The organism is Streptomyces sp. NPDC004111 (genome assembly GCF_042874215.1).
Taxonomy (GTDB): Bacteria; Actinomycetota; Actinomycetes; order Streptomycetales; family Streptomycetaceae; genus Streptomyces.
Window position 1 is genome coordinate 284,862 of record NZ_JBIAMU010000007.1, and the last position, 20,446, is coordinate 305,307.

At 72.6% G+C, this 20,446-nt stretch carries 17 protein-coding genes; 10 read left to right on the top strand and 7 right to left on the bottom strand.

The window, feature by feature from the left end; all coding sequences use genetic code 11:
- Positions 1-11: 11 nt before the first annotated feature.
- Entirely contained in the window at positions 12-446 is a 435-nt protein-coding gene (locus ACFYVL_RS16795) for a DUF4439 domain-containing protein (protein ID WP_389245278.1), read from the bottom strand.
- On the bottom strand, positions 443-940 hold the full coding sequence (locus ACFYVL_RS16800) for a hypothetical protein (protein WP_389245280.1): 498 nt from the start codon (positions 938-940) through the stop codon (positions 443-445). Before ACFYVL_RS16800 ends, ACFYVL_RS16795 begins: the two co-directional genes overlap by 4 nt.
- 153 nt (positions 941-1,093) lie before the next feature.
- Between ACFYVL_RS16800 and rimP the strand changes: the two genes are divergently transcribed.
- The 10 genes from rimP to ACFYVL_RS16850 all read left to right on the top strand — a co-directional run bounded on the left by rimP (position 1,094) and on the right by ACFYVL_RS16850 (position 13,469).
- Complete coding sequence (gene rimP / locus ACFYVL_RS16805; RefSeq protein WP_389245281.1) at positions 1,094-1,606, top strand: ribosome maturation factor RimP; 513 nt, start codon at positions 1,094-1,096, stop codon at positions 1,604-1,606.
- 2 nt (positions 1,607-1,608) lie between these two features.
- Positions 1,609-2,652, top strand: coding sequence for a transcription termination factor NusA (gene nusA / locus ACFYVL_RS16810; RefSeq protein ID WP_389245283.1), 1,044 nt, complete (start codon positions 1,609-1,611; stop codon positions 2,650-2,652).
- Between the two features lie 120 nt (positions 2,653-2,772).
- Positions 2,773-3,063, top strand: a complete 291-nt coding sequence (locus ACFYVL_RS16815) for a YlxR family protein (RefSeq protein ID WP_389245285.1) — start codon at positions 2,773-2,775, stop codon at positions 3,061-3,063.
- 164 nt (positions 3,064-3,227) lie between these two features.
- Positions 3,228-6,338 (top strand): translation initiation factor IF-2, encoded by a 3,111-nt coding sequence (infB, locus tag ACFYVL_RS16820; protein WP_389245287.1) that lies wholly within the window; start codon positions 3,228-3,230, stop codon positions 6,336-6,338.
- A gap of 179 nt (positions 6,339-6,517) precedes the next feature.
- Positions 6,518-6,811, top strand: coding sequence for a DUF503 domain-containing protein (locus tag ACFYVL_RS16825; RefSeq protein WP_189825910.1), 294 nt, complete (start codon positions 6,518-6,520; stop codon positions 6,809-6,811).
- 38 nt (positions 6,812-6,849) lie between these two features.
- On the top strand, positions 6,850-7,299 hold the full coding sequence (rbfA, locus tag ACFYVL_RS16830; RefSeq protein ID WP_389245290.1) for a 30S ribosome-binding factor RbfA: 450 nt from the start codon (positions 6,850-6,852) through the stop codon (positions 7,297-7,299).
- Positions 7,296-8,201, top strand: coding sequence for a tRNA pseudouridine(55) synthase TruB (gene truB / locus ACFYVL_RS16835; RefSeq protein WP_389245292.1), 906 nt, complete (start codon positions 7,296-7,298; stop codon positions 8,199-8,201). The genes rbfA and truB overlap by 4 nt, the downstream gene beginning before the upstream one ends.
- A 278-nt stretch (positions 8,202-8,479) precedes the next feature.
- Positions 8,480-12,082 carry a trypsin-like peptidase domain-containing protein gene (locus tag ACFYVL_RS16840; RefSeq protein WP_389245294.1) on the top strand — a complete coding sequence of 1,201 codons (3,603 nt, stop codon included), beginning with the start codon at positions 8,480-8,482 and terminating at the stop codon, positions 12,080-12,082.
- Positions 12,083-12,167: 85 nt separating this feature from the next.
- Entirely contained in the window at positions 12,168-13,121 is a 954-nt protein-coding gene (locus ACFYVL_RS16845; protein ID WP_389245296.1) for a bifunctional riboflavin kinase/FAD synthetase, read from the top strand.
- 141 nt (positions 13,122-13,262) lie between these two features.
- Positions 13,263-13,469, top strand: coding sequence for a CsbD family protein (locus tag ACFYVL_RS16850; RefSeq protein ID WP_389245298.1), 207 nt, complete (start codon positions 13,263-13,265; stop codon positions 13,467-13,469).
- 147 nt (positions 13,470-13,616) lie between these two features.
- Here ACFYVL_RS16850 and ACFYVL_RS16855 read toward each other — a convergent pair whose 3' ends face one another.
- From ACFYVL_RS16855 to ACFYVL_RS16875, 5 genes are all read right to left on the bottom strand, one after another.
- A complete protein-coding gene (locus ACFYVL_RS16855; RefSeq protein ID WP_389245300.1) occupies positions 13,617-14,684 on the bottom strand; it encodes an oligopeptide/dipeptide ABC transporter ATP-binding protein in 1,068 nt (355 codons plus the stop codon).
- Between the two features lie 232 nt (positions 14,685-14,916).
- Positions 14,917-16,008 (bottom strand): ABC transporter ATP-binding protein, encoded by a 1,092-nt coding sequence (locus tag ACFYVL_RS16860; protein WP_389245302.1) that lies wholly within the window; start codon positions 16,006-16,008, stop codon positions 14,917-14,919.
- Positions 16,005-16,991 carry an ABC transporter permease gene (locus ACFYVL_RS16865; RefSeq protein ID WP_389245304.1) on the bottom strand — a complete coding sequence of 329 codons (987 nt, stop codon included), beginning with the start codon at positions 16,989-16,991 and terminating at the stop codon, positions 16,005-16,007. Before ACFYVL_RS16865 ends, ACFYVL_RS16860 begins: the two co-directional genes overlap by 4 nt.
- Entirely contained in the window at positions 16,988-18,061 is a 1,074-nt protein-coding gene (locus ACFYVL_RS16870; RefSeq protein ID WP_389245306.1) for an ABC transporter permease, read from the bottom strand. Before ACFYVL_RS16870 ends, ACFYVL_RS16865 begins: the two co-directional genes overlap by 4 nt.
- 127 nt (positions 18,062-18,188) lie before the next feature.
- Positions 18,189-20,126: an ABC transporter substrate-binding protein gene (locus ACFYVL_RS16875; RefSeq protein WP_389245308.1), complete on the bottom strand. Its 1,938-nt coding sequence runs from the start codon at positions 20,124-20,126 to the stop codon at positions 18,189-18,191.
- Between the last annotated feature and the right edge of the window lie 320 nt (positions 20,127-20,446).

Sequence of the window (20,446 nt, forward strand, 5' to 3'; positions counted from 1 at the left end):
ATTCGTAAGGCTCACACGCCTTCGCGTACCGAAGTGGTCAGTTCGGCGAGCCCAGGAAAGGCTACGCTGCTGCCCCGCCAGCGGACGGCCCGCACCGCCGCCTCGCGCAGCGCCGCGGCGGCCTCGCGGCGCAGCGGCCCGTCCGCCGCGCGCACCAGGTCGGAGTACACCCCGGCCACCCGGTCCTCCAGTACGGCGGCCAGTTTCGCCGCCGCCGCGGCGTCGGGCACCGCGAACGGCAGGGCGTACGCAGGCTGAGCGGCCACCGGCTTCCCGCCCAGGTCGCGCACCGTCCTGGCCAGCGCGTCCCGCCGCGAGCGGTGCGCGTCCCAGGCCTCCTTCGCCTCGGTCCGGCGTCCGGCGCCGACCCGGCCGCCGACCACTCCGTACCCGTAGACGGCGGCGTGCTCGGCGGCGAGTGCGGCCTGTACGGCTGTCACGTTCACTTCGGCTCCCCGTCGGTCAGCAGGAACACGTGCCCGGCGCCCGCTGCGGCCACCGAGGCCAGCAGCCTGGCCAGCTCCGGGGTGGCGCCGGTCAGCGCCGCGAGATGCGCGTCGGAGGTCCGCTGCTCGGCGGCGGCCAGTTCCTTCACCGCGGCCTTCGGGTCCGCGGCCACCGTCACCGGCGGGCGGCCGACCGCCGCCCGGCCCTCGCCCCGCAGCACCTTCGCCTGCCGGGCCACCTCGGCGCGCAGCGGGCGCAGCCGCTCCGCCTCGCCGGGGTGCTTCTTCAGCAGCGCGTCGTAGTGGGCGAGCAGGTCCAGGCTGGTCCGCGTGGCGCTCTCGCGCAGCCGGACGGCGGCCTTCCGTACGGCCGTGTCCCGCTGCGTACCGGCGGAACCGGACGTGCCGGAACTGTTCGAGCAGCCGGCCAGCAGGCCCGCGGCGGCGGCCCCGCTCCAGGCCAGCGCACGTCTGCGAGTGGTGGGCGTGCGCAACTGTCCGTCTCCCTCGGTCCCCGGTTGATCACCGCTGGCGAGCGTACCCGCGGCATGGGGCGGACGGACGGCAACACCCCTCCGGACCGGATACCCTTTGACCTGACACACGACGAAACAGACAACAGCACACGCGGCCGAGGAGTCACCCGGATGAGCACCACCCAGAGCGACAGGCTGCGCGAACTGCTGGAACCGCTGGTCGCCGCCAAGGGCCTGGACCTTGAGGACATCGAGGTGTCCAAGGCAGGCAGGCGCCGCATGCTGCGGATCGTCGTGGATTCCGAGGAGGGCGTCGAGCTCGACGCGTGCGCCGAGGTCAGCCGGGACATCTCCCAGAAGCTCGACGAGAGCGACGCGATGGGCGACGAGGAGTACGTCCTGGAGGTCAGCTCCCCGGGCGCGGACCGCCCGCTCACCGAGCACCGCCACTACGTACGGGCCACCGGCCGCCTCGCCAAGCTCCAGCTGGCCGACGGCACCGAGCTGGTCGCCCGCATCCTCGACGTGGACGAGAAGGGGCTCGACCTCGAAGTGCCGGGCGTGAAGGGGCGCAGGCCCACCGCCCGCCGGGTGGAGTTCGCGGACATCGCGAAGGCCCGTGTCGAGGTCGAGTTCAACCGCAAGAACGAGAACAAGAACGACGAGAAGGAAGAGGAGGCGTAGCCGTGGATATCGACATGAGCGCCCTGCGGGGTCTGGTACGGGAGAAGGAGATCTCCTTCGACCTGCTGGTCGAGGCGATCGAGCAGGCCCTCCTCATCGCCTACCACCGCACCGAAGGCAGTTTCCGCCGGGCCCGCGTGAAGCTCGACCGCGAGAACGGTCACGTGACGGTGTGGGCGAAGGAGGACCCGGCCGACCTGGAGGAGGGGCAGGAGGCCAAGGAGTTCGACGACACCCCCTCGGACTTCGGCCGGATCGCCGCCAGCACCGCCAAGCAGGTCATCCTCCAGCGGCTGCGCGACGCCGAGGACGACCAGACCTTCGGCGAGTACGCCGGCATCGAGGGCGATGTCGTCGTCGGCGTGGTCCAGCAGGGCAAGGACCCGAAGAACGTACTTGTCGACATCGGCAAGCTGGAGGCCATCCTGCCGGTGCAGGAGCAGGTCCCCGGCGAGGAGTACACGCACGGTCTGCGCCTTCGCACGTTCGTCGTACGGGTGGCCAAGGGTGTCCGCGGTCCGTCCGTGACCCTCTCGCGCACCCACCCCAATCTGGTGAAGAAGCTCTTCGCGCTGGAGGTCCCGGAGATCGCCGACGGTTCGGTGGTCATCGAGGCCATCGCCCGCGAGGCCGGTCACCGCACCAAGATCGCGGTCCGCTCGACCCGCTCCGGCATCAACCCCAAGGGCGCCTGCATCGGCCCGATGGGCAGCCGTGTGCGCAATGTCATGGCGGAGCTGCACGGCGAGAAGATCGACATCGTCGACTGGTCGGACGACCCCGCCGAGATGGTGGCCAACGCGCTGTCCCCGGCCCGGGTCTCCAAGGTCGAGATCGTCGACATGTCGACCCGCTCGGCCCGGGTGACCGTGCCTGACTACCAGCTCTCGCTCGCCATCGGCAAGGAGGGGCAGAACGCCCGCCTGGCCGCCCGGCTCACCGGCTGGCGCATCGACATCCGGCCAGACACCGAGGAGATCGGTGAGGGCGAGGAGCGCGGCGAGTACCGCAGGGACGACCGCGACGCGCGGGACGACCGCGGCTGAGAGTGCCGCGTGCAGTGAGGTGAGCCCGGCTGAGACCCGGGCCACATCACTTTTTGGACCAACAGGTTTTCGATTCTTGCCCCAAAGGGGTGAGGTCGGTGCGGGGAGGTAGACTTAGTCGTGTCTGGCCAAACGCAAACCGGCGCATGCCCTGAGCGAACCTGTGTGGGTTGCCGGGAGCGAGCGGCCAAGACCGATCTGCTGCGCATCGTGATGATCGAGGGTGAGTGTGTCCCCGATCCTCGCGGTACGCTGCCCGGCCGGGGTGCTTACGTACACCCCGCCTCTGCCTGTTACGACCTGGCGGTCCGCCGCCGGGCGTTTCCCCGGGCCTTCCGGGGCCAGGGTCCGCTCGGTACGGCGTCACTGGAGAAATACGTGGCGCGGTACGCCGAGCAGGCGACACCGTAAGCACCACTGGTTAGAAGAAGTGAACGGCACGGGTCCCCGTGCGGTCAGGTACCTCGCGAGTTGGAAGTAGGTCGAGATTGCGATGAGCACTCGATGAGTACGCGATGAGTACGCCCATGAAGTAGCGACGGTCCGGCGTTCAACCCGGACCTAAAAGGAGCGAAGTGGCTAAGGTCCGGGTATACGAGCTCGCCAAGGAGTTCGGTGTTGAGAGCAAGGTCGTCATGGCCAAGCTCCAAGAACTTGGTGAATTCGTCCGTTCGGCGTCCTCGACGATCGAGGCGCCGGTTGTACGCAAGTTGACTGACGCACTGCAGGGCCCCGGCGGCAACGCCGGCAAGTCCGCAGCGAAGCCCGGCGCGCCCCGCAAGGCGACGCCTGCCAAGCCCGCGGCCCCGTCCGCGGCGACCCCCGGCCCGGCGGCTCCCCGCCCCGGCGCCCCCAAGCCCGGCGCACCGGCCCCCAAGCCGGCCCCCGCCGAGGCCGCCAAGAGCGAGCCCACGGCCCCCGCCGCGACCCCGGCCCCGGCCGCCGGTCCGCGTCCGGGCCCCAAGCCCGCCGCCAAGCCCGCCCCGGTCACCCCGGTGCCGCAGGCCGAGTTCTCGGCGCCCGCGCCCGCCGCTCCGGCGCCGCAGGCCCCGCGCCCCACCGGCGCCACCCCCGGCCCGCGTCCGGCACGTCCGGCCCCGGCCCAGCGTGACGGCGGCCAGCAGGGCGGCCAGCGCGACAACCGCGGCGGCGAGCGCGGCGGCGACCGTCCCGCGCGTCCGGCCGGCCAGGGCGCCCCGCGTCCCGGCGGTGCCCGTCCCTCGGGTCCCCGCCCCGGCAACAACCCCTTCACCTCCGGCGGTTCCACCGGCATGGCGCGCCCGCAGGCGCCCCGTCCCGGTGGCGCGCCCCGTCCCGGCGGTGCCGGTGCGCCCGGTGGCGCCCCGCGTCCGCAGGGCGGTCCCGGCGGCGCTCCGCGTCCGCAGGGCGGCCAGGGCGGCGCCGGTCGTCCGACCCCCGGTGGCATGCCCCGTCCGCAGGGCGGTGCCCCGCGTCCGGGCGCTCCGTCCGGCAACCGCCCGAACCCGGGCATGATGCCGCAGCGTCCGGCTGCCGGTCCCCGCCCCGGCGGCGGTCCCGGTGGCGGCGGTCGCGGTCCCGGTGGCGGCGGCGGTCGCCCGGGTGGCGGCGGTCGTCCCGGTGGCGGCGGCTTCGCCGGTCGTCCCGGTGGCGGCGGTGGCGGCTTCGCAGGCCGTCCGGCCGGTCCCGGTGGCGGTGGCGGCGGCTTCGCCGGTCGTCCCGGTGGCGGTGGCCGTCCCGGCTTCGCCGGTCGTCCCGGTGGTCCCAACGCACGTGGTGGCACGCAGGGCGCCTTCGGCCGTCCTGGCGGCCCCGCGCGCCGCGGTCGCAAGTCGAAGCGTCAGAGGCGCCAGGAGTACGAGGCCATGCAGGCCCCGTCCGTGGGCGGCGTGATGCTGCCTCGCGGCAACGGACAGACCGTCCGCCTGTCGCGCGGTGCCTCGCTCACCGACTTCGCCGAGAAGATCAACGCCAACCCGGCGTCGCTCGTCGGCGTGATGATGAACCTCGGCGAGATGGTCACTGCCACGCAGTCCGTCTCCGACGAGACGCTCAAGCTCCTCGCCGAGGAGATGAACTTCGTCCTGGAGATCGTCAGCCCGGAGGAGGAGGACCGCGAGCTGCTGGAGTCCTTCGACATCGAGTTCGGCGAGGACGAGGGCGGCGAGGACATGCTCGTCTCCCGTCCGCCGGTCGTGACCGTCATGGGTCACGTCGACCACGGTAAGACCCGCCTCCTCGACGCGATCCGCAAGACGAACGTCGTCGCGGGCGAGGCCGGTGGCATCACCCAGCACATCGGTGCCTACCAGGTCGCCACCGAGGTCAACGGCGAAGAGCGCGCCATCACCTTCATCGACACCCCCGGTCACGAGGCGTTCACCGCCATGCGTGCCCGTGGCGCGAAGTCCACCGACATCGCGATCCTCGTGGTCGCGGCCAACGACGGTGTGATGCCGCAGACGATCGAGGCGCTCAACCACGCCAAGGCCGCCGGTGTCCCGATCGTCGTCGCGGTCAACAAGATCGACGTCGAGGGCGCCGACCCGACCAAGGTGCGCGGTCAGCTCACCGAGTTCGGTCTGGTGGCCGAGGAGTACGGCGGCGACACGATGTTCGTCGACATCTCCGCGCGCCAGGGCCTGCACATCGAGGAGCTCCTCGAAGCGGTCGTCCTCACCGCGGACGCCTCGCTCGACCTCCGGGCGAACGCCGAGATGGACGCGCAGGGCATCGCGATCGAGGCCCACCTCGACAAGGGCCGCGGTGCTGTCGCCACCGTCCTCGTCCAGCGCGGTACCCTCCGCGTCGGCGACACGATGGTCGCGGGCGACGCCTACGGCCGCGTGCGCGCCATGCTCGACGACAACGGCAACAACGTGCAGGAAGCGGGTCCCTCGACCCCCGTCCTGGTGCTGGGTCTCACCAACGTCCCCGGCGCCGGCGACAACTTCCTCGTCGTCGAGGAGGACCGCACGGCCCGGCAGATCGCCGAGAAGCGTGCCGCCCGTGAGCGGAACGCGGCGTTCGCCCGCCGTGGCGTCCGGTTCTCCCTGGAGAACCTGGACGAGGCCCTCAAGGCCGGTCTCGTGCAGGACCTCAACATCATCATCAAGGGTGACGCGTCCGGTTCCGTCGAGGCGCTGGAGTCCTCGCTGCTGGCGCTCGACGTCAGCGACGAGGTCGACATCCGCGTCCTGCACCGCGGTGTGGGTGCGGTCACCGAGTCCGACATCGACCTGGCGACGGGTTCCGACGCCATCGTCATCGGATTCAACGTCCGTGCGGCCGGCCGTGCTCAGCAGATGGCCGAGCGCGAGGGCGTCGACGTCCGCTACTACTCGGTGATCTACCAGGCCATCGAGGAGATCGAAGCAGCGCTCAAGGGCATGCTCAAGCCGGAGTACGAGGAGGTCGAGCTCGGTACCGCGGAGATCCGCGAGATCTTCCGCTCGTCCAAGCTCGGCAACATCGCGGGTGTCCTCATCCGCTCCGGCGAGGTCAAGCGCAACACCAAGGCGCGCCTCGTCCGCGACGGCAAGGTCATCGCCGAGGACCTCAACATCCAGGGTCTGCGCCGCTTCAAGGACGACGTCACCGAGATCCGCGAAGGCTTCGAGGGCGGTATCAACCTCGGCAACTTCAACGACATCAAGGTCGACGACGTCATCGCGACGTACGAGATGCGGGAGAAGCCGCGCGGCTGATCACCGCGCAGCGACATCGCGCACCCGGGGCCCCGCCCCTGATGCGCACCGTGGTCGGGGCCGCTCGGCGGAGATTATTTCCGTCGAGCGGCCCCGGCCGTTGCGTGTACGGTTCTGGTGTCCCTGCCAAGCAGTGGCAGCGGCACATGAACCCGAACCGGCGGGACATCCGGACACACATGTATGTGGGGACTCTGTCCTTCGACCTCCTGCTCGGCGACGTACGGTCGCTGAAGGAGAAACGCTCCGTCGTCCGCCCGATCGTCGCCGAGCTGCACCGCAAGTTCGCGGTGAGCGTGGCGGAGGTGGGGGACCAGGACCTCCATCGCAGGGCCGAGATCGGCGTCGCGGTGGTGGCCGGCGACACGGGGCACCTCACAGACGTACTGGACCGGTGCGAGCGCATGGTCGCCGCCCGGCCCGAAGTGGAGTTGCTGTCGGTACGGCGGCGGCTGCACAGTGACGAAGACTGAACCAAGCGGAAAAACGTAATACACAAGGAGAAGGACCAGTGGCCGACAACGCTCGGGCGAAGAAGCTGGCGGACCTCATTCAGGAGGTGGTCGCCCAGAAGCTGCTGCGCGGCATCAAGGACCCGCGCCTGGGAACGCACGTGACCATCACGGACACCCGCGTCACCGGTGACCTGCGGGAGGCCACGGTCTTCTACACGGTGTACGGCGACGACGAGGACCGGGCCAGCGCGGCGGCCGGACTGCAGAGCGCCAAGGGCATCCTGCGCTCCGCGGTCGGGGCGGCGGCGGGCACCAAGTTCACGCCGACCCTCACCTTCGTGGCGGACGCCCTCCCGGAGAACGCCAAGACGATCGAGAACCTCCTCGACAAGGCGCGGGCCTCCGACGCCAAGGTGCGCGAGACCTCCTCCGGCGCGAAGTTCGCCGGCGACGCCGACCCGTACAAGAAGCCCGGTGACGACGACGAGGACGACGCCACCGCATGAGCAACGCAAGCGTGAGCAAGACGCCGGACGGCCTTGTCATCGTCGACAAGCCGTCCGGTTTTACGTCGCACGACGTCGTGGCCAAGATGCGCGGGATCGCCAGGACCCGCCGCGTCGGCCACGCGGGCACCCTCGACCCCATGGCGACGGGCGTGCTCGTACTCGGCGTGGAGAAGGCCACCAAGCTCCTCGGCCATCTCGCGCTGACCGAGAAGGAGTACCTGGGCACCATCAGGCTCGGCCAGAACACCCTCACCGACGACGCCGAGGGCGACATCATCACGTCGAGGGACGCGTCCGGCGTGACCCGCGAGGGCATCGACGCGGGCGTCGCCGAGCTGACCGGCGACATCATGCAGGTGCCGTCCAAGGTCAGCGCCATCAAGATCGACGGCAAGCGCTCGTACAAGCGGGCCCGGGAGGGCGAGGACTTCGAGATCCCGGCCCGCCCGGTGACCGTCTCCTCGTTCCAGGTGTACGACGTGCGGCCCGCCGTCGCGGAGGACGGCACGGCCGTCGTGGACCTGGTGGTCTCGGTGGTCTGCTCGTCCGGCACCTACATCCGCGCCCTCGCCCGCGACCTGGGCGCCGGGCTCGGCGTCGGCGGCCACCTGACCGCACTGCGCCGCACCCGGGTCGGCCCGTACGGGCTCGACGCGGCGCGGACGCTGGACGCGCATCAGGAGGAGCTGACCGTCATGCCGATCGCGGACGCGGCGGCGGCTGCCTTCCCGCGCTGGGACGTGGACGAGAAGCGCGCCGGTCTGATCATGAACGGCGTACGGATCGACATGCCCGCGCACGAACGCAACCCCGTCGCGGTCTACGGCCCCGACGGCAGGTTCCTCGCACTGGTCGAGGACCAGCGCGGCAAGGCCAAGAGCCTGGCCGTCTTCGGCTGACGCCGGACACCGCCCGGAGGCGCGCGGGGCCGACGCGCCGCGCCCCCCGGGCGAAACCGTGGGACGGCCGGTCGACGCGCCGGCCGTCCCACGGTTCCCCTCCCGCTTCCCCCGTGCACTCTCCCCCGAGCAAGGGTCTGTCCGTTCCCGGCCCGTGATTCACCCCTTCGGGCAGGCGCTCGGAGTGAATGCGGGGAGTGACAGGGGGCGCTTTCGGCAGGCGTTCTTCTCGCACTGATCATCCTCTGCCTACGGTCGTGGCCAGGGGGTGTTCCTTGATGACGGCGCACGACGCGGCCCGGCCGGTCCCGGCGGCCGTGCTGGTACGGATCTGCGACCTGGCCGGACGGCTGCGCGGCACCGGCTTCGTCGCCGACGAACTCGGCACCGTCGTCACCGGCCACGAGGTCGTCGACGGGCTGACCCGGCTGGTGCTGCACGCCCCCGGCGACCGCACCTGCCTCGCCGAGGCCGACGCCATCACCCCGCTCCCCGAACACGGCCTCGCCCTCGTCCGCACCGAGGACCTCGGGGTGCGCCCGCTGCCGGTCACCGCACGGGCCAAGGTGGCCGCCGGAACGTACGTACGGCTGGTCGCGGGCGGCTGGCGCGAGGCCCGGGTGCTCGGCACCGCACCCGTGACCTACACCGCCACCGACCGCTTCCACCTGCTGGACTCCGCGATGGAACTGGCCATGGGAACGGCCGGGAGCGACGCGCTGCGGCTCGGCGGGGAGGCGGCCGGGGGACCGGTGCTGGACGCGGCGACGGGCGCGGTGCTCGCGGTCATCGGCACCTCCCTGCTGCCCCAGATCCCCGGCACCGTCCCGGCGGACCAGGCCCCGCAGCAGCCCCGGGCCGCCGGACTGGCCGTGCCCCTGGGCCCCGGCGGCGCGCACGACGGCCCGCTCGGCACACTGCTGCGGCGCAACGCGGCGACCGTCCCCGCCTACGGCGCCGACCTCAACCTGGCCGGCGCCCTCCAGCTGACCGCCACCTCCGTCGGCTCCGAGGGCGGGCCCGCGCAGTGGCCAGAACCGGTCGAACGGCACTGCCTGAGCCGGGAGTTCGACGCCTTCACCACCGGCCCGGCCCAGGTGCTCGGCCTGGTGGGCGCACCCGGCACCGGACGCACCACCGAACTGCGGGCACTGGCCGCCCGGCGCACCCACGGCCCCGTACCCGGGCCCACCGTGTGGCTGCGCGGCGCCGACCTGCGGGACGAGGACACCTCCGTCGCCGACGCGCTGGCCCGCACCCTCGCACGGGCCGGCCGCGTCGTGGCCGCCTCGGGAACACCCGGGGACATGACCGTCGCCACCCCCGAACGGGTCGCCCGGCTGGCCGGGGACGCCGGACGGCCCCTGCTCGTACTGCTCGACGCGCCCGAGGAGATGCCGCCGGTCCTGGCGCACCGGCTGGCCGAGTGGACGGCCGGCACCGCCGACTGGCTGCGCACGCACGCCGCCCGGCTGGTGGTGGCCTGCCGCCCCGAGCACTGGGAGCAGGCCGGGGCCCTCTACCCCCGGCACGCACTGCACCCCGTGCCCGCGCCGCGGCTGCCGCCCGCCGTCCTGGTGGGCGACCTCGACGAGCCGGAGGCCGCCGTCGCCCGGGAGCGGTACGGGATCGGCCACGACGCGCTCGGCCCCGCCGACGGCCGCCACCCGCTCACCCTGCGGCTGCTCGCCGAGGTACGGGCGGCCCTGCCGGACGGACCCGCCGCGCCCGCCCGCCCCGACCGGGAGGAGGTCTTCGAGGCCCACCTCGCCCTGCTGTGCCTGCGCATCGCGGTCCGGGTGGCCGCCGCCCGGCGGCCCGCCGTGCGCGGCAGAGCGGTACGGCGGCTGGCGGCGGAGACCTCCGGGCGGGTGCACGAGGCCGCCCGCCGGTGCCTGGGCCCCGGCCAGGGCGAGCTGGCGCGCCGGGCCTTCGAGGAGATCTTCCCCTGGCGCACCGGCTGGGCGTCGGCCGTGCTCACCGAAGGGCTGATCGTGCCCGCGGGCGGCGGCTACCGGTTCGCCCACGAGGAACTGGCCGACTGGGTGCAGGGAGCCCACCTCGACCTCGCGGAGGCCACGGAGGACCTGGTGCACCGGCCGGGAACCCGCGAGGTGCCCGTGCCCCGGCACCGGATCGGCCCCGTGATCGAGGCCATGCTGCTCCTGGAGAGGCACCACGGCGTCACGGAACTCGCCCTGCGACTGCGGGAGTTGATCGCCACCCTGGAGACGACGGACAGCGCGGACGCCCAGTGGTGGGGGTCGCGGCTGCTCTTTGGGACCCTGCTGCGGGTGCGTGACGTGGGCGCCTACGGCGACGTCCTGCGGGAGCTGGCCGAGGCCGTCACCGCCCGCTCGTTGCGCGAGGGCGGACCGCGCGGGCTCGGCGGGCTCGGCTCGTTCGGGCCCTGGTTCTGGGAGCGGCTGGAACTGGACGGGGCCGAGCGGCTCGACCTGCTGCGGATCCTGGTGCTCGCCGACGGCGCGCCGCGGACCCCCACCGCCGCACCGGACGACCGCTATCTGGACTCCGTCGCCCGGCTGCTGGTGGCCGACGTACGGCGGACGCAGCTGCTGCTGTGCGACTGGTTCGGGGACGGACGGGAACTGCCCGGCGGGGCCGGGGTGACCGTCGCCGAGGTGGCCCAGGCACTGCTGCACACCCATCGCGGGCCCGCCGTCGACGACCTCGCGGAGACCCTGGTGGAGGCCGCCCACCCGCGCGCCGACGAACTGCTGCGGGTGCTGTGCGCCGACGAGCCGTCCGCGATGTGCCGGGCCGTCGGCCGGTGGGCGCACGACGAGCGGGCGGAGCGCCGGGTGGCCGCCGCCTCCTACGCGTCCGTCGTCGATCCGCACGCGGTGCTCGGCGCGGACCGCGAACTGCTCCGGTCGGGCTGCACCGCGCTGCTGGGCAGGCCCGGGGACCTCAGCCTGCACGGGGCCGCCCTGGCGCTGCTGGTGCGCGACCCGGTGTCGCGGTCGCGGTTCCTGCCGAGGGCGGTGGCCGCGTTCACCGTCGGGGAGCCCCGGGTGCCCGCGCGGGCACTGGCGGCGGCCCTGGCCACGCACCCCGACCCGGTGCTGGCCGCCCTGCGCGGCGGGCTGTACGCCGACGGCTGCACCCCGGGCCCCCGCACGCCGGGCCCCGGCGCGGGCGGCCCCGGCGCCGACGGTCCGCTCCCGGGCGAGGAGCGGACCAGGGAGGTGCTGCGGGCGCTGGCCGCCGTGGACACCCCCGCGCTCGCCCGCCGGGCGGCGGCCCTGGTCGCCGAGTACGTGGCCCGCCGCCCCGAGGGCGCGGTCCTCGCCGCCTCCTTCGTCGAGGAGCGCCTGGAGAGCGGACCGGGCGTCCGCGACGTGCTCTTCCCGCTGGTCAGCGGGATGCTGCGGAGCGGCCCCCGGCAGGTGCGCGAGGCGCTGGCGCCGGTGCTCGCCGCGCCCGGGACACCGCGGTCGGGGCCGCTGCGGGCCGAGCTGCTCGACGTACTCCTGCAGTACGAGGAGTTCCCGCACGAGGAGCATGCCCGGGACTACGAGTTCCCCGTGCTGGCCGCGGTGCTGCGCTCCGCCGCGCACGGGGCGGCGGAGCGGCACCCGGAGCGGACCAGGGAACTGGTGCGGCGGGCCGGGAAGCTGCTGGTCAGGACCCCGGAGGGGGCGGCCTGCTTCGACCGGCGGCTGGTCGCGCTGGCCCGTGAGGTGCCGCGGTTCGGCGCCCAGCTGGCCGGCTGGCTGGCCACCGCGCCCGAGGACTGGGCGGCGGTCGTCGGCCCCAGTTCCCGCCGGATGGTGCAGACGCTGGCCGAGGCCGCGGTGCCGCACCCACGGGACGGGGGCACCGATGCGGGGCACCGGGCGTGGGCATGGCAGTCTTAGACCTGCGTAGAGCAGGCTTCGGGGTTCGGGTGAACCCGTGGGGCAGCCAACATCACGTTCAAGAGACGTACAAGGAGCGGTCACAGTGCAGCGCTGGCGCGGCTTGGAGGACATCCCCCAGGACTGGGGACGCAGCGTCGTCACCATCGGCTCCTACGACGGCGTGCACCGCGGGCACCAGCTGATCATCGGGCGCACCGTGGAGCGCGCCCGCGAACTGGGCGTCCAGTCCGTCGTGGTGACCTTCGACCCGCACCCCAGCGAGGTCGTGCGGCCGGGCAGCCACCCGCCGCTGCTCGCCCCGCACCACCGGCGCGCGGAGCTGATGGCGGAACTCGGCGTGGACGCGGTGCTGATCCTGCCGTTCACCAGCGAGTTCTCGAAGCTGTCGCCCGCCGATTTCGTGGTGAAGGTGCTGGTCGACAAGTTGCACGCGCGGCTGGTCGTGGAGGGTCCGAACTTCCGCTTCGGCCACCGGGCCGCCGGCAACGTGCAGTTCCTGGCCGAGCTGGGACCGACGTACGACTACGACGTCGAGGTCATCGACCTGTTCGTCAGCGGTACGGCCGGCGGCGGCGACCCCTTCTCCTCCACGCTGACCCGGCGTCTGGTCGCCGAGGGCGACGTGGCGGGCGCCGCGGAGATCCTCGGCCGCCCGCACCGGGTCGAGGGCGTGGTCGTACGGGGCGAGCAGCGCGGCCGTGAGCTGGGCTACCCTACCGCCAACGTGGAGACCCTGCCACACACCGCCATTCCGGCCGACGGCGTGTACGCGGGCTGGCTGACCGCCGACGGGGAGCGGATGCCGGCGGCGATCTCGGTGGGCACCAACCCGCAGTTCGAGGGGAAGAAGCGGACCGTCGAGGCGTACGCCATCGACCGGGTGGGACTCGACCTGTACGGGCTGCACGTGGCCGTGGACTTCCTGGCGTACGTGCGCGGGATGGCGAAGTTCGAGTCCATCGAGGCGCTGCTGGAAGCGATGGCCGACGATGTGAAGCGCTCGCGGGCCCTGGTGGCGGACGCGGACGCGGGCTGAGCGCTCGGCCACACCTGAAAATGTGGTGATTCACTCTTTTCGCCCATGCGGAGGGGATTCCTCCACATGCGGGGTAGTCGCATCTACGGCAACGTAAATGCGGACATGTCCCGCTGTGTACCCCTTCGAAAGGCGGAATCCATGACTGACGGCGAGAGCACGTTCGACAAGCTCAAGGGCAAGGCCAAGGAAATGGGCGGCAAGGCCACCGGCAACGACCGGATGGAGGCCGAGGGTCAGACCGACCAGCTCAAGGCGAAGGCCGAGGAACTGGGCGACAAGGTCAAGGGCAAGCTGGAGGGGATCAAGGATTCCCTCACCGGTGACAAGAAGGACGGCGACGCCTGAGCCGGCGACGCCTGGGACGGTGACGGTTGGGGGCGGCCGGGTGCGGGGCGGTGACGCCTGACGGTGTCCCGCCGCTGACGGGCCGTCCGCTCGCCCCGACGGGCTTTTCCGGGGCCCGGTGCGATGGATGCGCACCGGGCCCCGGTGTCATTCCTCGGGGTCGGGGCCGGGGCCGGGTTCAGGGCCGGGGCCGGTCGTGGGCCGGGGTCCGGCCTCCGCTCCGCCCGTCGCCGTCGCCCAGTGGCAGGCCACCTGGGGGCCGTCGCCGTGGGCCGGGAGCACCGGCAGCTCCTCCGTACGGCACCGGTCCGCGACACCCGCCTGCGCCGCCCTCCCCGAGGCGAGGACCTGGCAGCGGGCGTGGAACCGGCAGCCCGACGGGATGCGGGAGGGGTCCGGCGGCTCACCGGTGAGGACCACCGGTTCGCGCTCCGCCTCCGGCAGCACCGACAACAGCGCCTGCGTGTACGGGTGCTGAGGTGCGGTCAGGACCTGCTCGACCGGCCCGGACTCCACGATGCGGCCGAGGTACATCACCGCGACCCGGTCCGCGATGTTCCAGGCGAGGCCGAGGTCGTGCGTGACGACCAGGGCGGACAGGCCCAGGTCGTCGCGGAGCCCGAGGAGCAGGGCGAGGATCTCCCCCCGTACGGAGGCGTCAAGCGAGGCGACCGGTTCGTCGGCCACGATGAGTTCCGGGCCGAGGACCAGGGCGCCCGCGATGACGACGCGCTGGCGCTGGCCGCCGGACAGCTCGTGCGGGTAGCGCAGGAAGAACCGCTCCGGCGGGCGCAGACCGGCCCGGGAGAGGGCGTTCGCGACGGCCGCGCGTTCGTCGCCGGTGTGGCCGTGGATGCGCAGGCCCTCCGCGACGGCGTCGTACACCGTGTGCCGGGGGTTGAGGGAGCCGCTCGGGTCCTGGAGGACGAGCTGCACGCGCTTGCGGTACGCCTTGAGGGCCTGCGCGCGGTGGTCGAGGGGCGTGCCGGCGAAGGACACCTCGCCGGAGGTGGGGCGGACCAGGCCGAGGAGGGTCCGGGCCAGGGTGGTCTTCCCGCAGCCCGACTCGCCCACGAGCGCGACGATCTCGCCGGGGGCGAGGGCGAGGTCGACGCCGTCCACGGCGCGGGCGGGCGGGGCGCCGTGGCGGCCGGGGAAGGTGACGTGGACCGCGTCGGCGGAGAGGAGGGGCGGGGTGGTCGTGGGGGTCTGCATGGGGCCTTCCTGGGGTGGGTGTGGTGCTGCCGGGGGTGTGGTGCCGCACCCCGGGTGCCGTGCGGGTGTGCCGCGCCCGCGGCGGGCCGTGCCCCTCCCCGCGCCCCTTCAGGGGCGCGGGGAACCGCGCGGGCGGGCACCTGCTGCCCGCGGGTTCGCACTCGGCCGGGGAGGGCTCGCCCGCCATGTCGGCAAGGGGCGGGGTGGGGGAGGGCCCCGCGCGGCGGTCGGGTCAGGACGGCGGGCGGGGTCGGCCCTGCGGTGCGGTCGCCGGCACGTGGACGCAGGCCGCGCGGTGTGCCGGGCCCGCTTCCCGCAGCACCTGGTCCTCCGTACGGCACACGTCCAGCGCCACCGGGCACCGCGGATGGAACGTACAGCCCTCCGGCAGCGCCGTCGGGTCCGGCGGGTCGCCCGGCAGTCCGCCGGGTGCCCGGCGCGACGCGGGGTCCCCGATGCGCGGGAAGGCCGCCGACAGCGCCTTGCCGTACGGGTGCCGCGCCCGCAGGTAGACCTCCTGGGCCGGCCCCTCCTCCACCACCCGCCCCGCGTACATCACCGCGAGCCGGTCGCAGGTGTCGGCCAGCACCGCCAGGTCGTGGCTGATCATGAGGAGCGAGATGTTCTTGTCCGCGACCAACTGCTCGATCAGGCGCAGGATCTGGGCCTGGATCATGACGTCCAGTGCCGTGGTCGGTTCGTCGGCGATGATCAGGTGCGGGTCGCAGGCCAGCGCCATGGCGATCATGACGCGCTGGCGCTGCCCGCCGGACAGCTCGTGCGGGTAGGCGTCGGCGCGGGCGGCGGGCAGGCCGACCTGTTCCAGGAGGGCCGCGGCGCGTTTGCGGGCCGCCGCCGGGCCCGCCTGCCGGTGCACCAGGATCGGTTCGGCGATCTGGTCGCCGATGCGGTGCACCGCGTTGAGGGAGTGCATCGCGCCCTGGAAGACGACCGAGGCGCCCGCCCAGCGGACCGCCCGCAGCCGGCCCCACTTCATGGTGAGCACGTCCTCGCCGTCGAGCAGGATCTCGCCCGAGATGCGCGCGGACGCGGGCAGCAGCCTGAGCAGTGCCAGGGCGAGGGTGGACTTGCCGCAGCCGGACTCGCCCGCCACGCCGAGCTTCTGGCCGGCCGCCAGGGTGAGGTCCACGCCCCGGACGGCGTGGGTGTCCTCGCCGTAGGTGACGCACAGGTTCCGCAGTTCGAGCAGCGGCGGCGCGGAGGTGCCGGGCGCGGGCGCGGGGCCGCCGGGGGCGGTGTCCGGCCCGGGGACGGGTGCGGGGTGGGGTGCCGGGTTCGGCGCGGGGTTCGGTGCGGGGCTCAACGGGCCACCCCCAGCTTCGGGTTGAGTACGGTCTCGATGGCCCGGCCGCAGAGCGTGAAGGCCAGTGCGACCACGGCGATGGCGATGCCGGGCGGCGCCAGGTACCACCAGTGGCCCGAGGAGACCGCGCCCGCCTGCCGGGCGTCCTGGAGCATGCCGCCCCACGAGACGACGGTCGGGTCGCCGAGGCCGAGGAAGGCCAGTGTGGCCTCCGTGAGGATGGCGCTGGAGATGAGCAGCGTGGTCTGGGCGAGCACCAGCGGCATCACGTTGGGCAGCACGTGCCGGGACATGATGTGCGCGTGCCCGCCGCCCAGCGCCTGTGCCCGCTCGATGTACGGACGCGACTCGACGGCCAGGGTCTGCGCCCGCACCAGACGTGCCGTCGTCGGCCAGGAGGTGATGCCGATGGCGAGCACCACCGTCCAGATGCTGTGCGCCATCACCGTGGCGAGCACGATGGCCAGCACCAGCGCGGGCATCACCAGGAACCAGTCGGTGATCCGCATCGCGACCGTCGCGAACCAGCCCCCGAAGTGTCCGGCCAGGATGCCGACGAGAGTGCCGATGGCCACCGAGAGGGCCGCCGCCATCAGCCCGACGGCGAGCGAGACGCGGGTGCCCCAGAGCAGCAGCCCCAGCAGGTCCCGGCCGAACTGGTCGGTGCCCAGCGGGAACTCGGTGCTCGGCGACTCCAGCGCCTTGCCGGGGGCGTCGGTGACGTTCTGCACGTCGTCGCCGACCAGCAGCGGGGCCGCCAGGGCGAGCAGCGCGATCAGGACGAGCGTCGCGAGCCCGGCCAGGCCCGCCCGCTGGGCGCGGAACTGCCGCCAGAAGCGGGCGGCGGACGCGCGGCGCCGCGCCCTGGCCAGTGACCGTGCGGTGGCCGGAGCGGCGGCCTTCGGCCCCTGCCCCTTCGTGCTGCCCCGGCCGTCGCCCGGTGCCGGGTTCTGCGGAGGTACGGACGCGGATTCGGTCGTCATCGGCCCACCCGGGGGTCGAGCAGCGGATACAGCAGGTCGGCAAGGAGGTTCATCAGGATCATCGCCCCCGCGAACACCACGAAAAGGCCCTGCACCAGCGGCAGGTCGGGCACGCTGAGCGCCTGGTAGAAGAGGCCGCCGAGGCCCGGCCAGGAGAAGACCGTCTCGACCAGGATCGAACCGGCCGCCACATGGCCCAGGTTGATGAAGATCATGGTGACGGTCGGCAGCAGCGCGTTCGGCACCGCGTGCCTGCGCCGCACCAGCGCGTCCTGAAGTCCCTTGGCCCGTGCGGTCGTCAGGTAGTCGCTGCCCATCTCGTCGAGCAGCGAGGAGCGCATCACCAGCAGGGTCTGCGCGTAGCCGACCGCGACCAGCGTGACGACGGGCAGCACCATGTGGTGCGCGACGTCGAGGACGTGCGCGAAGCCCGTCGTGTTGCCCGACTCCATGCCGCCGGTGGGGAACAGGCCCGGGATCGGACCGATGCCCACCGAGAAGACGATGATCAGCAGCAGCCCGAGCCAGAACGACGGGATCGACCAGAGGGTCAGCGCCACCCCCGTGTTGAGCCGGTCCGCGAGCCCGCCGTGCCGCCACGCGGCACGGGTGCCCAGATACAGGCCGAGCAGCGAGTACAGGAGCACGGCGACCCCGGTGAGCAGCAGGGTCGCGGGGAACTTCTCCACGATCAGCTCCCCGACCGGGGCGTGGAACTGGTACGAGACGCCCAGGTCCCCGGTGAGAGCTTTGCCGCAGTACTCGGTGAACTGCTGCCACACCGGCAGGTCGAGCCCGAACTGCCTGCGCAGCTGGGCCAGTTGTTCGGCGGACACCGGCCGTCCGTGCGTCATCGCACTGACCGGGTCGCCCGGGATGATCCGGAACAAGAAGAAACTGGTGACGAGTACGGCGAGGAGGGAGACGGCGGCGCCGCCGAGCTTCCCCGCGACGTACAGCAGATAGGTCAGCCTGGGGCCCGAGCGGCGGGAGAGGCCGGAGGACGGCCCGGATTTCACCGGGCCGCCGTCCGGCTCCCGCAGCACGGCGGGGGTGCTTGCGGTGCTCATGGGGTGCCTGTGGTCCTCTGTGGTCCTTCGTGTACGTGCGGTGGACTGTGTACGCGGGAGGTACGAGTGGCGCAGCGGCTACGAGGTACGCCGGGAGGCGCGGGGCGTCCCGGAGGGCCGGTGGCTGCTACTCGCGGTCCTCGGCGCTCGCGCCGCGCCGCCGGACGGCGACGAAGGCGATGGCCGCGACCAGCAGCACTCCGATTCCGGAGATGATCCAGACGGCCGGGTTCACGCCGCCGTCACCGTCCTCGGTCCCGTTGGCCGCCGGTACCGCCGACCACCAGCTCCAGTAGCCGTCCTGGCCCCAGATGTTGCCCGCCGCCTCCGGCATGGTCTTGATCGACTTGATCTGGTCGGTGCGGTAGGCCTCCACCGCGTTCGGGTAGACCATGACGTTCATGTAGCCGGTGTCGTACAGCCGGGACTGCATCTGCTTCACCAGGTCGGCGCGCTTGGCCTTGTCGTACTCGACGGTCTGCCGCGCGTAGAGGTCGTCGAACTGCTTGTCGCAGATGAAGTTGTCGGTCTGCCCCTTGTCCTTGGGGGTGGCGGGCAGGGCGGCGCAGGTGTGGATCGACAGGACGTAGTCCGGGTCGGGGTTGACCGAGTAGCCGTCGAAGGCGAGGTCGTACTCACCGGCCAGCCAGGGGTCGCTGACGTTGTCCAGGCACTCGACCTTCAGGCCGATGCCGAGCGCGCCCCACCACTCCTGGAGGTACTTGCCGATCGCCTTGTCGTTGGGGTCGGTGGCGTGGCACAGGATGCGGAAGTCGAGCGGCTTGCCGTCCTTGCCGACCCGCTTGCCCGCCGCGTTCTTCCGGTAGCCGGCGTCGTCGAGCGTCTTGGACGCGCGGTCCGGGTCGTAGGCGATCTGCTGCTCGGCGGTGGGCTTCCACTGGTACTCGGCGAACCTGGGCGGGATGTAGCCCTGTCCCTCCACCGCGTGCCCCTGGTAGACCTTGTCGACGATCGCCTTGCGGTCCACGGCCTGGAACAGCGCCTTGCGCACGGCGGGGTCGAGCAGCGCGGGGTTGCCGTTGCCGAACTTCTTGCCGGTCCTGTCGCGGGCGCCCGGGTTGGTGGCGAGGGCGAAGAAGCGGCGGCCCGGCGCGTCGTTGACCTTGATGTCGGGCTCGGACTTCAGGGAGGCGGCCTGGGCCGGGGTGAGGCCCTGCACGAAACCGACCTCGCCGGTGCGCAGGGCGGCGACCGCCGCGTCGTTGTCCTTGTAGTACTTCAGCGTCAGCTCCTCGAACTGCGGAGCGCCGCGCCAGTACTGCTTGTTGGCCTTCAGCTTCACGTACTGGTCGGTCTTGTAGTCGGCGATGTAGTACGGGCCGTTGCCGACGATCGGGAAGGTCTTGTCGTTGTTGAACTTGGAGAAGTCACCGACCTTCTCCCAGATGTGCTTGGGCACGATCGGCACGTCCAGCGCCGTCATGGTCGCCTGCGGCTTCTTCAGCTCGACGACCAGGGTCTCGGCGTCGGGGGCCGTGACCTTCTTGAAGTTGGCGGTGAAGTTGCCGTTGGCGGTGGCGGCGTTCTCGTCCGTCATCATCTTGTTGAAGGTCCAGGCGGCGTCCTCGGCGGTGACCTGCTTGCCGTCGGTCCACCGGGAATCCTTGCGGATCTTGTACGTCCAGGTCAGCTTGTCGTCCGACGGCTTCCACTCGGTGGCCATCGCCGGAACGGTGTGCGCGTCCTTGACGTCGTAGTTCGTCAGGAAGTCGTACACCAGCCGCATCACCGTCGTACTGACGAGACGGGTGGCCAGGAACGGGCTGAGCGAGTCGACGCTCTGCGAGACGGCGACGGTGAGGTTCTGGTCGGCGGCCTTGGCCTGGGCGGCCGGCGCCTGCACCTGTGCCTGTCCCTGGGCCTCGGGTCGGCTCTGGTTCGCGGGGGTCCGTGCCTCCCGGGCGGCGGCCGGGCTCAGGGGCGCGGCGGCGGTGGCCAGCAGGGCGAAGGCGGCGGCGCCGGTCGCCAGCAGGCGGCGGGTGCGGGCGGGCCGGGGTGGTGGGTCGTACGGCGGAGCCTGGGTGGTGGTGCCCTGTGTGTCCATGGTCGAAGACCTCGCGTCGTCACTTGCGCGTCACTTGCTCGTACTTGCCTGTGCTTGCTTCTGCTGGTCCGTGTTTGCCATGCATGCCCGGACAGCAGCTGGATCATGGGTCGGCCGAGGGGTGTGGCGAAGGTCTACCAGCGGTCTTCGGGACGTGTCAACGGCGTGTCAACTGCCGTGTGTCCTGCGGGAATGCGCGATTCGGGGCGCGTCGGACGCGCGGCGGGAGGCTGTCCGGGTGTAGGGGCGGACAAGCGGAAGGCCCGCACCCGGTCCTCCTGCGACCGTGGTGCGGGCCCTCATTGGTATATACCGCTGAA